Below are 14,697 nucleotides of genomic sequence, written 5' to 3'. Positions count from 1 at the left end.
GCGGCACCTGAGCCGCGCGCCGGTTCCTGCCCTCGTCCGGAGGACCGTTCATGACACGCGCCACCCTGGCGCGCGCGGTTTTTGCGTGCACCATCGTCGCCGTCTCGATCTATCTGACCGTTACGTCCAGTCCACGGCTGGGTCTCGACCTGCGCGGTGGCACCCAGATCGTGCTGGAGACCAGCGACACGTCGACCACCAAGGCCAACGCCGAGGCCACCGACCGCACGGTGGAGGTGCTCCGCCGACGGATCGACGCGCTCGGCGTCACCGAGCCCACGATCACCCGATCCGGCGAGAACCGGATCATCGTCGAGCTACCCGGTGTCCAGGACCCGGCCGAAGCGGCCGCGGTCATCGGCCGCACCGCCCAACTGACCGTCCGCCCAGTACTCGGCTACGACCAATCCGCCCTCCCCACCCCCGATCCGTCCGCTTCCGCATCTCCCGACGCGAGTGCTGCGCCGGATGTGAAGGCGGCTCCGGCTGATCCGGGGCAGGAGATCACGCTCAAGGACGACACCGGCGTGCCGCTCAAGCTCGGCACGGCGGCCCTCACCGGCGAGGGAATCGCCAACGCCGCCGCGAACTTCGACGCCACCAGCGGCCTGGGCTGGTTCGTCACCGTGGACTTCCGCGGTGCCGGCGAGCGGGCCTGGGAGACCGTCACCGGCCAGGCCGCCTGCTCCCCGTCCGGCGACCCGACCCGCCGCGTCGCGATCGTCCTCGACCAGGAGATCGTCTCCGCGCCCCAGGTCGGTGAAGACGTGCGCTGCAACGTCGGCATCACCGGTGGCTCCACCCAGATCACCGGCCAGTTCTCCAAGGCCGAAGCCACCGACCTGGCGCTGCTGGTCAAGGCCGGCGCCCTCCCGGTACCGGTCGAGACCGTCGAGCAACGCACCGTCGGCCCGACCCTCGGCGCGACCGCGATCCGCGCCAGCGCCGAGGCGGCAATCCTCGGCGTCGCCCTCACGATCGGCTTCCTGCTGCTGGTCTACCGGCTCTCCGGCCTCGTCGCCGGAATCGCCCTCGCCGGCTACGGCGTGCTCTCCTACGGCGCGCTCACCGCGCTGGGTGCCACGCTCACCCTCCCCGGCCTAGCCGGCTTCGTCCTCGCGATCGGCATGGCGATCGACGGCTGCGTGCTCATCTTCGAACGATCCCGCGAGGACTTCGCCGGCGGCGTGTCCAAGCGGGGGCTCCCGGCCGCCGTGAGCAGCGGCTTCAAGAACGCCTTCTCCGCGATCGCGGACTCCAACGTCACCACGCTCCTCGCCGCGGGACTGCTGTTCTTCCTCGCGTCGGGCCCGGTCCGCGGCTTCGGCGTGACGCTGTCGATCGGTGTCCTCGCCTCGATGGTCAGCGCGCTGCTGTTCACCCGCGTGCTGATGGAGCTGCTCGTGGCGTCGCCCTGGATCAGACGGCACCCGCAGTGGACGGGACTGTCCGGACCGGGCCGGGTACAACGGTGGATCACCGCTCGCAACTTCAACGTGATGCGGCACCGGAGGGTGTTCCTGTCGGTGTCGGCCGTGCTCGTCGTGCTCGCGTTCGCAGGCATCGGAATTCGCGGACTGAACCTCGGCGTCGAATTCACCGGCGGCCGGTTGATGGAGTACACGACGTCGCAGTCGATTTCGATCGGTGATGCCCGTCAGGCCGTCACGGACGCGGGTTTCCCGCGTGCGGTGGTGGTCGAGTCCGGCGATTCCGACGTCAGTGTGCGCACCGAAAAGATCACGGACGACGAGGAGCAGCAGATCCGAACCGCGCTCGCTGATGCGGGTGCCGGTTCGGTGGAGCGCATTCGCGACGAGCAGATCGGACCGTCGCTGGGTGACGAGCTGCGCACCAAGGCGCTGATCGGATTGGCGGTCGCGCTGCTCGCTCAGGCCGCGTACCTGGTGATTCGGTTCCGGTGGACGTTCGCTGTTTCCTCGGTGCTCGCGCTGCTGCACGACGTCGTCATTGTCGTTGGTCTGTTCGCCTGGCTGGGGAAGTCGCTGGACGGGGTGTTCCTGGCCGCGCTGCTGACCGTGATCGGTTATTCGGTGAACGACTCGGTAGTGATCTTCGACCGTGTCCGGGAACGCTGGCGCGGGGCGAACCGGCTGCGCTCCGAAAATCGTTTGGCACCTTTCGCCGACGTAGCCAACGAAGCGGTGCTGCAGACCGTGCCCCGCACGGTGAACACCGGTCTCGGCGCGCTGTTCATCCTGAGCGCGCTGGCGTTCCTGGGCGGTGACTCGCTCACCGACTTCGCGATCGCGCTGCTCGCGGGCGTGATCGTCGGTACCGCGTCGTCCGCGTTCACCGCGACGCCGCTCGCCGTCGTCCTCGAGCAGAAGTGGCCGGGACGGGTCCGCGGTAGTGGCTCGCCCTCGAAGAAGCAGCCGGTTCGAGCCGATTCCGGGGCGGTGGTCTGATGCACATCGGAGAGATCCTGCTCGCGCTCGGCGGGGCGTTCTTAGCCGCCGGAATTCTCGCCCGCCTCGGCGCCAAGATCGGGCTGCCGACGATTCCGCTGTTCATTCTGGCCGGGGTGTTGCTCGGCCCGCACACGCCGGGGCTCGCGCTCGTTTCCGACCCGGGTCACTTCGAGTTGCTGTCCAAGCTCGGCCTGGTGTTCCTGCTGTTCTATCTGGGACTCGAATTCCACCTGGACGATCTGGTGCTCGGCGGGCGCCGATTGGTGACCGCCGGGCTCGGTTATCTGGTGCTGAACATCGGCGGAGGCCTGGCGTTCGGGTTCGCACTGGGCTGGGGAACACGGGAAGCGTTCGTGCTGGCCGGGGTCGTCGGCATTTCGTCGTCGGCGATCGTTTCGAAACTGCTGATCGAACTCGGTCGCCTGCGGAATCCGGAATCGCGGCTGATCCTCGGCATCATCGTGGTCGAGGACGTGTTCCTGGCGTTCTACCTGGCGGCCCTGCAGCCCGTTCTGGGCGACGCTTCGTCGCCCGCGGCGGCTGCGGCGGAGTTCGGGATCGCGTTCGTCTTCCTCGTGGTGCTGTTCGGGCTGGCGCGCTGGGGTTCTGCGGCTGGTGTCGCGCCTGTTGGACGTGCGTGCGGACGAGCTGCTCGTCGTGATGTTCGTGGGGCTCGCGGTCGTGGTCGCGGGTGCCGCGGAGGAGCTCGGCGTCTCGGACGCGATCGGTGCGTTCATGATCGGGCTGGTGATCGGGTCGACGCCGCAGGCGAAGCGCGTCACCGCGCTGGTGCACCCGCTGCGGGACGCGTTCGCCGCGATCTTCTTCTTCACGTTCGGGTTGACGATCGATCCCGGTGACGTCGTGTCGGTGGGGATGCCGATCGCTGTCGCGGTGGTGCTCACCATCGTGCTGAACGCGATCGCCGGGCTCGGGGCGGCGCGGCTGTACGGGTTCGACCGGCGTGCCGGGACGAACGTGGCGGTGACCGTGCTGACCCGGGGCGAGTTCTCGATCGTGCTCGGAACGCTCGCGATCGGCGCGGGCCTGGACGCGCGGGTGGCGGCGTTCGCGGCCGGCTACGTGCTGGTACTGGCGATCATCGGCCCCTTGGCCGTGGTGCGGACGAAGTGGCTGTCGCAATTCGTCCCCAGCCGCATACTCCCGGCCCCGACGGGGGTTCGCGCTAGGAACGAGGTGGCGGAAGGCTCGTCGTAGCGAGCCCTCCGCCACCTCGTTCAGGCGCCGTGAGCGGCGGGGAGGCTGCCCAGGCGGCCGGCGCGGAAGTCCTCGAACGCCTGCACGACCTCGGCGCGCGTGTTCATCACGAACGGGCCGGACATCGCGACGGGCTCCCGGATCGGCTGCCCGCCGAGCAGGACGACGTCGAAGTTCGGGTGACGCGAGTCCTGCTTGGCGTCGGCGGCGACAGTGATCGAGTCGCCGTCCTCGAGCACCGCGAGCTGCCCGGAGCGGATCGGGCGCTGCTTCGACCCCACCGTGCCGTCGCCGCCGAGCACGTACACCAGCGCGTTGAAGTCCGGACGCCACGGCACGGTGACGCTGGCTCCCGGGCTCAGCGTCGCGTGCACGATCGTGATCGGGGTGTGGGTACTGCCGGGGCCGGCGTGGCCGTCGAGGTCACCGGCGATCACCCGGAGCAGCGCTCCCCCGTCGTCGCTGCTGAGCAGGGCGACCTTGCTGCCACGGATGTCCTGGTAGCGGGGCTGCGCGAACTTCAGCGAGCGGGGCAGGTTCACCCAGAGCTGCAGCCCGTGGAACAGACCGCCGCTGGCTACGATGTGTTCCGGGGGCGCTTCGATGTGCAGGATGCCCCCACCAGCGGTCATCCACTGGGTGTCGCCATTGGTGATCAGGCCACCGCCGCCGTTCGAGTCCTGGTGGGCCATCTCGCCGTCGATCATGTAGGTGACGGTCTCGAAGCCGCGGTGCGGGTGCCACGGCGTGCCCTTCGGTTCCCCGGCGCCGTATTCGACCTCGCCCATTTGGTCCATGTGGATGAACGGGTCGAGGGCGCGGAGGTCGACGCCGGCGAAGGCGCGCCGGACCGGGAAGCCCTCGCCCTCGTAGCCCTGCGGTGCGGTGGTCACGCTGCTGACGAGGCGTGGACGGTCGGCGGTGGGGTCGACGGGCGTGATCCTCGGCAGGAGCAGCGGGTTCTCGACGGTCACTGCGGGCATCGGGAGCCTCCCTCGGGTTGTTTCCCTTCTTAATGTAGATGACGTGTCAACTATTCCGCCTGTGACACGATGCCGCCCATGGTCGGTGCGGCGTGGAGCGGCGTCGTTCTCGTGGCGACGCTGGCACTTTTGCCCGCCGCCGCGGTCGTCGTCGCCCTGGCCCGATGGCGCAGCCGGCGCGGCGCGGCCACTCCCGGGCTCGCGCAGCCCGGGACCGGGCATGCGTGGCGGTATTCGGTTGCCGAGGTGGGGATGGTGGTGGGGACCGCGCCCTGGCTGTGGATGATCCTGACTCCGCGGGGGTCAGGGAGGTCCGTGGAGTCAGTGCCGCTGGTCGGGCTGATCGATCAGCTCGGGGGTGCGCCCGCGGTCGCGATCGAACAGATCGGCGGCAACCTGCTGGTGTTCGCCGCGTTCGGCGCCTGCTCCGCCCTACGGTGGTCACTCAGGGTGCGGACGGTCACCGCCATTGCCTGCGCCGCCTCGATCACCGTCGAAATCCTGCAGTACGCCCTTGCGATAGGTCGCGTCACCAGCGTGGACGACGTCCTCCTCAACACACTGGGCGCCACTGTCGCCGCGTTCAGCGTCCACCTGATGCTGTTGCTGTTCAAGCGCCGCCAGGCGCGCGCACTTGTCTGAACCTGGAGCCCGCCCAGGACGGCGCTGCCAGTCGAGCGCGGACCCGCCGCGTATAGCTGAATACTCAAGGGTTCGCGCTCGCCTGGCAGCGTCGTTCTGGGCGGGCCGCCCTCAAAGAGGGAGGGGGTCGTCTATTAGGTCTTGATCCAGCAACGCCAGGAACGCGTCGACGACGATCGGGTCGAACTGGGTGCCTCGGGCGCGCTCGATCTCGTCGCGGGCGGAGCGGGCGTCGAGCGCGGGGGCATAGGGCCGGTCGACCCGCATCGCCGCCCAACTGTCACACACCGCGATGATCCGCGCCCCGAGCGGAATGTCCTCACCCTTCAGGCCCTCGGGATACCCGAGCCCGTCCCACCGCTCGTGGTGCGCCGCCACCAACGGCGCGAGCGCCGCGTGACCACCGACCCCGCGCAGCAACCGCGCCCCTTCCGCCGGATGGCACCGCAAAGCCCCCCACTCGGCGTCGGTCAGCGGATCGGTCTTCCGCAGAATCGCCGCACCGACGCCGAACTTTCCGATGTCGTGCAGCCGTCCAGCAGCGACGACCTGCCGCAACTCGATGTGATCGAGCGCCAGATACCCGCCGACCAGCAAGCACCACCGCGCCACCGCCGTGCTGTGCTCGTGGTCGCTCAGCACCCGGTCGACCCGATCGGCGAGCCACGCCAGCTCGGCCGGAACGTCGACGTCGTCGGCGAGCGTCCGACGGTCGGCCCGACCAGCGACGACGACCCGGTCCCCACCGCGCACCCTCGCGTCGTTGAGCGCCCGGTCGGCGTCCTGCACGAGCCGGTCCATGTCCAGGACGGGCTCGTCGTCCTCTTCCGCGAGCACCTCGTGGCCGGTGGCGGTCGCGACACCGAACGACGCGGTCACCGCCACCGACTCACCGCTCCCCACGACGATCGACGTGCGCCGCAGCGCCTGCCGGAACCGCTCCGCGACCTCCATCGCGGCTTCCTCGTCGGTCTGGGGCAGCAGACAGGCGAATTCCTCGACGCCGTAGCGCGCGAGCACGTCGCCGGGGCGCGCGGCGGTTCGCAGCCTGTCGGCGACCTGCACCAACACCGCATCGCCGGCGTCGTTGGCCTCCTCGAACGAGTCCAGCTGGGCGAGGATCAACGCAGCGCGCCCGTTGCCGTGCAGCGCCCGCCGCGCCTCCACACCCAGCAGCGCCTGGAAAAACGGCCGGTTGTACAGGCCGGTGAGCCCGTCGGTGACCGCGGTGCGCCGCTGCTCCTGCAGCGCCTCGTCCAGCTGCTCGGCGAGACGGGTGCGCTCGCGCGTCGTCAGCGCCTGGCGCGCGAGCAGACCGGCGAGCACCAGCGCGGTCACCCCGAGCCACACCGTGTCGACCTTGTGGTTGCGGATCTGGTCGACGCCTACCAGCAGCGCGACGACGAGCCCGGAGATCAGGACCGCGCCGAACGCGCGATCGTGGTCGAACCGTTCCATGGGTGGCTCCACGTCCGGGTGCCGGATCGCGGCCAGACCTCCCAGCGTGAGGAAGACGGCCTGCGCCTGCCAGCCGAGGTTGACGAGGCTCGCGTCGGTGAACGAGTTGCTCGCGTCGGCGAACGCGTAGCCTGCGTCGGCGGCGACGCCGATTCCGAACCCGATCATCGTGAGCAGGATCGAACAGGGGATGCCGCGGTGGCCGGACAGGCCCGCACCGATCAGCGCGAGGACGAAGAGCAGGCCGACCGCGGGATACGCCAGGTCGACGAGGACGTCCGGCTGTACCGGGTCGGAGCCGCTGAGCAGACGCCATCCGATCGAGCCGACAGCGAGCACGACGAGGGCCGCGTCGACGAGGGCCCGCGCGCGCCAGAGTTTCCTGGTCTCCACGAAGCCGATCCACGCCGCCGGCACCAGCGCGGCATAGGAGATCGTGTAGGCGACATCGGACAGTGGTATCGACTTGTCCGTGTCGGCCACCGCGCCGAGCCGGTCCTCGGACAGCCAGACGCCCCAGACGCTCCACACCAGCTCGCCGATCAGCCAGCAGATGTGGGAGATCGCCAGCCACGTCCAGACCCGTTTGATGCGGCCACTGCTGGCGCGAGCGGCGAATACACCGGCGATCGCCGCGGCGGTGATCGGTAACAGGTAGAGGGCGTCGGTGACCAGCGGTGCTGCCCAGCTGTCCTCGGCGAACAGGGCCAGTATCTGGTAGACGATCAGCCAGCCCACGCCGCAGGCGGCGGAGGCGCGGCACAGCTCGTCACGGCACACCGCTCTGCGGTGCGCGGAGAACGCCGCGGCGCGGCGTCGTGCCTCTTCACGGTCCTCGGCAGCACCGGGGAGCGCGCCGTCGTGGTTGACCGCACGTTTGTCGCCGGAACCGGGCGAGAACGTCACGACTTCCCGAGCGTTACGACGGGAGTGCCCTGATGGCAGCCGTGCGCATCGACGCGACCGTCGAGAACGGACTGTCGTCCACGAGAGCACCCGAACACCGCTACACCATGGCAGATACGCGGCCATCCGTACCGCCCCGTAGTGCCACCAAACCCGCTCTGCGACGAAGTGCCCCCGACCTGAGGGCCCAATGGTGGACATCGCGGCGCCGTTCGGTGGTACCCGGGAGGACCGCGAGGTGGGGTACGGGTCCTTTGCCGGGAAACGGCCGTCAGCTCCGGAAACGGGAGCGGGCCAGGTCCGCGGCACCGATCAGGCCGGCGTCGGAGCCGAGGCGGGCGGGTTCGATGCTCGCCTCCCGCCGGTATCCGCGCCCCGGCAGGCTGCGGCGGAACTCGTCACGCGCGGGTTCGAGCAGCAGTTCGAGGTTCTCGCTGTCGGGCGGAACCGCCACGCCGGCGAGCGCCGCGACCAGCCCGCCGCCGATCACCACGCGCCCCGGGTCGAGCACCGACGCCACTGTCGCGATCCCGGTGCCGAGCCAGCGGCCCAGCTTCTCGACCATCGCGACGGCCGTCGGATCACCCTCCCGCGCGGCTGCCACGACCACCCGGTAGCCGATCTCGTCGACGTCGCCACCGGTCTTCTCCAGCAGCGGCTTGGCTTGCTCCGCGCCGGCTTTCGCGAGCTCGCGGGCCTCGCGCGCCAACGCGGCTCCGGACGCGTACATCTGCCAGCAACCGCGGTTGCCGCAGCCGCAGGGCAGCCCACCGGGCACCACCGGAATGTGCCCGTACTCCGCAGCGACGCCGAACCGGCCACGGTAGGGGTGCCCGTCGACGACGAAGCCTCCCCCGAGCCCGGTGCCGATCACGCAGCTGACGAGGCTGCTCTCCCCCATGCCGGCACCGAAGCGCACCTCCGCCCAGGCCGCGGCGCTGCCGGAGTTCTCCACGACGACCGGAATGGCGAGCAGCTGCTCGAGCTCGGCACCGATCGGCAGGTCGGCCCAGCCCGCCAGCGACGAGAACAGCACCGTCGACCGGTCCCGGTCGACGAAGCCCGCGACTCCCAACCCAACCGCCGAGAGCGCGTATCCGCCCCGAAAGCCACTGACCAGCTTCTGGACGCAGGGCACCAGGTCAGCGGGGCGCGGTGGAGTGGGAACGGTCTGCCGGATCAGTACCCGACCATCGGCGTCGACCAGACCGGCCGCGATGCGGGCACCGCCCACGTCGACTCCCACGACCAGCCCCATGCTTCTCCCAACCCCGATGACCCATTCGACATGTTAGGTGGCGAGTCGGCGGATCCAGCCCTTCGGGTGGTCGGGGTCGTCCAGGCCCCAACTGAAGATCCAGTGCGGGTGGATCCGGATGATCTCGCGTTGGGGCTCGGTCAGTGCCTCCGCGACGCCCCGGATCTCGACGCCGCGCACCCGCCACGGGTTCACCGAGGCGATGTCGTCGACGACGAACGCGACACCGCCCTGCTGTCGCACGTTCCGGAACTTCCGGCTCGCGCCCATGTTCCAGCCGGCGATGTCGATCGTGCCGGCCTCGTAGTCGACCGAGAAGCCGACCGGGCTGTTCTGCGGGATGCCTTTGGCATCCACGGTCGCCAGCCGGCCGAGCCGTTGGTCCGACAGGTACTCGCGTTCCGCGTCGTCGAAGATCATGCAAACTCAACTTCGGTTGAGGTCAAGGGGTCTTCTCCACCAGGGCGGAGTCGACGAAGAGCTCGGCGAGGCTCCCCAGCCGCGAGGGGGAGAGTCGCGCCGCGAGCAGCTCGTGATCGCGGACGCCGATGAAGTTCGCCGACATGGCTCCTTCGCCGGTGATGTCGAGTGGCCACCGCCCCAGGTCACCGCGAATGGATGCGACGACGCCGACGCCGCACCGCCCGGTGGTGGCGAGTTCGGCGTCGAGCTCGCCCAGCGCGATGGTTTCTTCGAGGTCGGGATCGGAGGCGAGCAGGACGGTGGGTGCCCACTCGTCGTCGGTCTCGTCCTTGGCAGCGTGGCGGCCGGGGGCGTCGGGTTCCACGCCCAGCGCTTGGGACACGCGGCGGCGCATCCGGCCGATGCCGTCGGCGATGGTCGGGACCGGCTCGATCCGGCCGTCGCCGATCATCACGAGGTTGTTCGTCTGCTCCTCGTCGAGGCCGGCGACGAGGATCTCGAGGTCGTCGCTCCACGGATTGCCCGCGAGCTCCGCGCCGACGTAGCGGAGAAGGTCGTCGGCGCGCCACGTGTCGCCGGTGAGCGTGATGACGCCGAGGCGTTCGACGTCGAGCAGGAGCGGGCTCGAACTGCGGGTGCCGACGGTGACGAGCATCGGCAGCGGGGCGGGGACGCCGGTCGTGTCGGGTAGGTCCGCGTCGGCGGGGAGCTCCCAGGACAGTTCGCTGCCCGTCCAGGGTGCGGGTGGGTCGGCGCACGGACGGTCGAGCACGAGCCGGACGACGCCCCGCTCGATCCACGCACCGGTGACGTCGGGCATCGCGTCGCCCTCGCGGTCGACCAGGGCGGTGGAGAGTGCGCGGAGGGCGGCGTCGAGGCGCTTGTTGGCGTCGGGTTTGGCTGCGGGTGGGGCTTCGAGGGAGGTTCGGGGGCGCGGGGGTGCGGCGATGAAGCCGTCGCGGGCGACGGTTGGTGCTTTCGGAGTGCTCTTCTTGTTGTCGCCGTTCTTGCCGTGGCCGCTCGTGCCGTGGCCGTTCTTACCGTCGCCGTTCTTACCGTGGCCGTTCTTACCGTGGCCCCTCGTGCCGTGGCTGCTCGTGCCGTCGCTGCTCTTGCCGTGGCCGCGGTGCCGGCGGTGGCGGCCGACGATGGCTTCCTGGCGTCGGCTGCGAGCCAGCACGAGGGCCGCGAGCAGGCCCGCGCCGGCGAGCGGGACACCGATCGGCAGAAGTGGCGAGAGCCCTTCGTTGAGCGAGGCGGGTCGGGTTTGGGGGTTGTCCGGCTCCTGCCGGACGCCGCCGGGGGCGGCCGTGAGCTCCCCCGACCCCGGCCGAGCCGTCCCACCCGGAGCACGCGCGGACGGCGCGGTCGTCCCGGGGCCGGGCGCATCGGGCGCGCCCGTCCTGGGCGCTGGTGCCTTGGGCGCAGCTGTCCCGGGGGCGGGCGCGGGTGGCGCAGCGGTCCCGGGGGCGGGCGCGGGTGGCGCAGCTGTACCGGGGGCTCCTTGGCCGGGTGCGGGCGTGGACGGCGTGGGCGCTGACGGCGCAGCCGTTCCCGGTGCGCCCTGGCCCGGTGCGGGCCTGGACGGCGCGGCCGTCCCGGGGGCCGGGGCGCTTGGCGCGGGCGTTTTGGGCACGGCTGTCTTGGGCGCGGGGGCGCTCGGCGCGGCAGTGCCCGGGGCGCCCTCGCCCGGTGCGGGCGTCCTCGGTGCTGGCGGCGCGGTCGGCGCCAGGGTGGACGGCGCGGCTGTTCCGGGTGCTCCGTGGCCCGGTGCGGGTGTCTTCGGGGCGGGCGTCTTCGGGGCGGCCGTGGACGGCGCGGGGGTAGACGGCGCCGCTGAGCGGGGCGCGGGCGTGCTCGGGGCGGCTGTGCCTGGGGCGCCCTGGCCTGGTGCGGGGGTGGACGGAGCCGGGGCGCTCGGGGCTGGCGCGGATGGTGCGGGGGTGGGCGTCCTGGGGGCGGGGGTCTTCGGGGTCGACGGGGCAGGGTTGCCCGGTGCTGGGGCTCCCGGGGCTGGGGTCGGCGGTTGTGGGCTGAAGTCGGGGGCGGCGTCGACCCGCCCGGTGGCGTGGGCGTCGGAACCGCGATCCTGCGCACCGGGCGGCAACTGGATCCGCTGACTAGGCCGGATGTCGTCCGGATCCTCGAGCCCACTCCCGGTAGCCAGTTCCGGATACCGGTCCGCGTCCCCGAGGAACCGCTCGGCGACGTCGGACAACTGGTCCCCGGGCGCAACGACGTAGCTGTCCCCCGCCTTCTGCACGGGCCCCGCCGCATACTGCGACGCCCCGCGATCCCGCGCATGCGAAGGAAGCACGATCCGCTGCCCAGGCCGGATCTCGTCCGCATCGGACAGACTATTCGCGCTGGCCAACTCCGGATACCGATCCGGGTCCCCGAGGAACCGCGCCGCAACGTCAGCCAACCGATCCCCCGGCGCGACCACATAGGTCTCGCCCCCGGTAGCAACCGGCCGAACCGCACTACCCGGCACTCCCCCGAACACCACGGTCCGCACCGGCAACGGCGGCAACGCCTCCGCACCCGCCGCCCGGCCCTCCGGTAGCGCCGCTTCCGCCCGCCGCGCATCCAACGGCGCCGTGCCCAACGAAGCGGCATCCCGGGACGCGACATCACGAGACGCGGAGCCATGAGGTCCGGCCGTCCGCGACCCACCACCCCGAGCCGCGTCATCGAAGGGCGCAGCGGCGCGAGGCACGCTTTCAGGCGACGCGACGGCGCGAGACGCGCCTTCAGGCGACGCGACGGCGCGAGACGCGCTTTCAGGCGGCGCCGCGGCACGAGACGCGCTCTCAGGCGACGCGACGGCACGAGACACGCCTTCAGGCGGCGCCGCGGCGCGAGGCGCGCCTTCGGGGGGTGCGGCGTGGGGCGGGGCGAGGTCGGGTGGGAGGGAATGGCGGGGGGTGGCAGAGGACCAGGGGGCGGTGCCCGTATAGGTGGTGGTGACCGGTGCGGTCCCGATCGAGACCTGGGCTGGTGGGGTCGCGGCGCTCGCCACCGCCGAGGAGCTCCCGATCAGCGCGACCGCCGCGATCAGCGTCGCCGCGATCCGCTGCTGGGTGCGTAACCCGGGCAGCCGCGGCGCAGGACGGCGTCGTACCGCCGCCGGCAGCTCCACCAGCACCGACAGCGCAAAGGTCGCCCATCCCACCCAGCCGACCACCGCGAGGGCCTGCAGGAACAGCGTCCCGTCGTCGGGCGACGTCAGCGCCTCCCCGGCCTCCGCCAACGACGGAACATGATCCGGCAGCGGGTTCCCGCCCAGCACCGCCAGCAGCACCGGCACACCGACCAGCGCCCCGAGCAGCACCCCGAGCGCGACCACCCCAGACAAAACCTGCCGCGCCCGCCCACCGCGGCCGTCGCCCGGGACGCCGCCACCGCCTGGGCCGCCGGGGCCCGCCGGGCCCTCGCCCCGACCCGGACGCCGGGTCGTGGATGGAGAACTCATCCTCGCCTCCTGCTCATTCGGTGCGGAGCACAGCCGTGGCACGGCCGGTGACCTGGATCGTGTTGATCCCGATCAGGCTGAGCATCGCGGTGTCCCGGGTGATCGTGACCTCGACGGTGACCTGCTTCCCGCCCTCTCCCACCACCGCCGTGCCCGGCACGCCGGCCGCGGCGAGGTACTCCCGAGCGGCCTGACTCGCCAGCTCGGGGTCCAGCTCCTTCTCGCCGCCCGGGATCGCCTTGCCCCCGTCGATTCCCTGGCCGGCGGCGCGTGCGGCTTCCGCGGCGACGTTGTCCGCGCGCTGCATCGCGCGCAGTCGCGCTCCACCGTCGGCGACCATCCCGATCAGGATCAGCACCCCGGCGAGCGCGATCGCCAGGAACACGCTCACCCGCCCCGCATCCCCCGAGACGCCCGCCCCACCGGCCACGAGCGAGTCCCGCACCGCGACCGCATCTGGTACCACGAGCGGTTCGCACGCCGCAACCGCGCCCGGCACCGCATTCGACACCACGACCGTGTCCCGCACCGCCACCGCATCCGGCAGCGCGACCGCGCCCGCATCCGGCGACGCGACCGCGACCGGCACCGCCACCGCGCCCGTGTCCCGCACCGCGCCCGCGACCGGCGCCGCGAGCGGGTCCCACGCCGCGACCGCGAGCGGCGCCGGGGACGGGCGGGGGGTCATGATCGGCTCCGGTAGACGTCCAGCGGGCTGGTGAAGGTCGCTGACAACGTTCGGTTCCCGGGCATGCCCGGGATCGCGATGTCGGAGAAGGCCACCGAGCAGGAAACCGTCGCGGTGACCGCGGCCGCCTGTCCGACCGGACGTGCGAACTCGCCGGTGTCGACGGTGATCGTCACCGGGTCGCAGTGCAGACCCTGCGCGTCGAGGACGCTCTTCGCCGCTTCGTTCCCGCGGCTCTGCGCGGTGGCCGCGGTCCTCGATATCGACGCCGCCCGCGCCGCGTCGTGGGCCGCGCCTTCGATCGCGGTCTGGGCGACGGTCTGCCGCCCGATCACCGCAGCCACAGCGATCAACAGCAGGAACGCCGGCACCAAGATGGCGAACTCCACGGCGATCGAGCCCCGCTCGCCCGCGTCCCGGGCCGTCGAGGCTTGCACGCCTTGGTGGGCTATGGCACGCCAAAGCGTGCAAGCCTCCGAGCCACCCCGCCCGCCCACGGCCGAGCCACCCCGCCCGCTCACGGTCCCGCACCCCCGTCGTCCGTCGTGAAGCGCTCGACCTCACCGCGCGCCGTCTCCGTGACCGTGAACGTGAACCCCGGAATCAGCGAGATCGCCTGACCGGTGACCGTCGTCGTGACCTGCTCGCCGTCCCGCTGGACGCCGACCTGACCGGCGTCGAGCCAGTCACCAGCCCGCGACAGGAACCGCTGGCCACGGTCCTCGCCGGCACCGGCCGGGGCACCCGCCACCCGCTCCGCGGTCGCCGCCTCCTGGGCCGCGGACAACGCGACCGACCGCGCCATGAACACCGCCGCGACCTGGATCGACGCGAACAACGCCAGCAACACCGCAGGCGCGAGAATCGCCAACTCCACCGGCGACGACCCGCGGTCGCTCCTACGTTCCCGCCGTGCCCAGCTGAAGCGTCCACCCCGGCGGACGCCACCGCGCCGCCCGCCGTCGCGCACCGCGGCACCACCGACGCCGGTTCGGCGGCGGCCAGTGTCACCGGGAACCGGGCCACGGAGCGGCATTTACGGGGCCGAGTTCATCGCGTTGTTGGCCTTCGTCGTGGCCCACGCGACCACCGCCGCGGCCAGCACCGCGAGCCCCGCGATGATGATCGACGTCGGCACCGGGCCGTCGCCGCGGTCGCGTTCGCGGGTCAGCTCCTGCACCCGCAGGCACAGCGCCACGTACACCTTGATCATG

General features: G+C 71.6%; 11 protein-coding genes and 2 pseudogenes. 3 read left to right on the top strand and 10 right to left on the bottom strand.

The genetic code is table 11. The annotated features are described in order from the left end of the window. The first annotated feature begins 50 nt into the window (after positions 1–50). Together secD and ACGFY5_RS26930 are read left to right on the top strand one after the other, a co-directional pair. Complete coding sequence (secD, locus tag ACGFY5_RS26935; RefSeq protein WP_392724034.1) at positions 51–2,429, top strand: protein translocase subunit SecD; 2,379 nt, start codon at positions 51–53, stop codon at positions 2,427–2,429. After that, a pseudogene (locus ACGFY5_RS26930) lies at positions 2,429–3,650 on the top strand (cation:proton antiporter). Before secD ends, ACGFY5_RS26930 begins: the two are co-directional and overlap by 1 nt. 20 nt (positions 3,651–3,670) lie before the next feature. Here the strand turns inward: ACGFY5_RS26930 and ACGFY5_RS26925 are convergent. Beyond that, positions 3,671–4,633, bottom strand: a complete 963-nt coding sequence (locus ACGFY5_RS26925) for a pirin family protein (protein WP_392724032.1) — start codon at positions 4,631–4,633, stop codon at positions 3,671–3,673. Between the two features lie 78 nt (positions 4,634–4,711). On the opposite strand from ACGFY5_RS26925, the gene ACGFY5_RS26920 reads away from it, so the two are divergent. Continuing rightward, the gene (locus ACGFY5_RS26920; protein WP_392724030.1) at positions 4,712–5,275 is read left to right on the top strand and encodes a VanZ family protein; all 564 of its coding nucleotides are present in this window, start codon (positions 4,712–4,714) and stop codon (positions 5,273–5,275) included. A gap of 111 nt (positions 5,276–5,386) precedes the next feature. On the opposite strand, the gene ACGFY5_RS26915 is transcribed toward ACGFY5_RS26920, so the two are convergent. The 9 genes and pseudogenes from ACGFY5_RS26915 to ACGFY5_RS26875 all read right to left on the bottom strand — a co-directional run bounded on the left by ACGFY5_RS26915 (position 5,387) and on the right by ACGFY5_RS26875 (position 14,696). Beyond that, a complete protein-coding gene (locus ACGFY5_RS26915) occupies positions 5,387–5,887 on the bottom strand; it encodes an HD-GYP domain-containing protein (protein WP_392725035.1) in 501 nt (166 codons plus the stop codon). Between the two features lie 126 nt (positions 5,888–6,013). Further along, positions 6,014–6,733 (bottom strand): annotated as a pseudogene (locus tag ACGFY5_RS26910) (GGDEF domain-containing protein); the annotation flags it as partial. Between the two features lie 1,177 nt (positions 6,734–7,910). Then, positions 7,911–8,897: an ROK family protein gene (locus tag ACGFY5_RS26905; RefSeq protein WP_392724029.1), complete on the bottom strand. Its 987-nt coding sequence runs from the start codon at positions 8,895–8,897 to the stop codon at positions 7,911–7,913. Positions 8,898–8,930: 33 nt separating this feature from the next. Beyond that, on the bottom strand, positions 8,931–9,317 hold the full coding sequence (locus ACGFY5_RS26900; RefSeq protein WP_392724027.1) for a PPOX class F420-dependent oxidoreductase: 387 nt from the start codon (positions 9,315–9,317) through the stop codon (positions 8,931–8,933). Between the two features lie 22 nt (positions 9,318–9,339). After that, positions 9,340–12,795: a LysM peptidoglycan-binding domain-containing protein gene (locus ACGFY5_RS26895; RefSeq protein ID WP_392724025.1), complete on the bottom strand. Its 3,456-nt coding sequence runs from the start codon at positions 12,793–12,795 to the stop codon at positions 9,340–9,342. 13 nt (positions 12,796–12,808) lie between these two features. Further along, positions 12,809–13,225, bottom strand: coding sequence for a hypothetical protein (locus ACGFY5_RS26890; protein WP_392725033.1), 417 nt, complete (start codon positions 13,223–13,225; stop codon positions 12,809–12,811). Between the two features lie 254 nt (positions 13,226–13,479). Further along, on the bottom strand, positions 13,480–13,920 hold the full coding sequence (locus tag ACGFY5_RS26885) for a TadE family protein (RefSeq protein WP_392724024.1): 441 nt from the start codon (positions 13,918–13,920) through the stop codon (positions 13,480–13,482). Positions 13,921–14,000: 80 nt separating this feature from the next. Beyond that, complete coding sequence (locus ACGFY5_RS26880) at positions 14,001–14,453, bottom strand: TadE family protein (protein WP_392724022.1); 453 nt, start codon at positions 14,451–14,453, stop codon at positions 14,001–14,003. A 66-nt stretch (positions 14,454–14,519) separates the two neighbouring features. Then, positions 14,520–14,696, bottom strand: coding sequence for a hypothetical protein (locus ACGFY5_RS26875; protein WP_392724021.1), 177 nt, complete (start codon positions 14,694–14,696; stop codon positions 14,520–14,522). Between the last annotated feature and the right edge of the window lies 1 nt (position 14,697).

The organism is Cryptosporangium sp. NPDC048952, assembly GCF_043197895.1.
Taxonomy (GTDB): domain Bacteria; phylum Actinomycetota; class Actinomycetes; order Mycobacteriales; family Cryptosporangiaceae; genus Cryptosporangium.
Note: the sequence above shows the minus strand (reverse complement) of the source record. Positions and strands in the feature narration are given on the sequence as shown.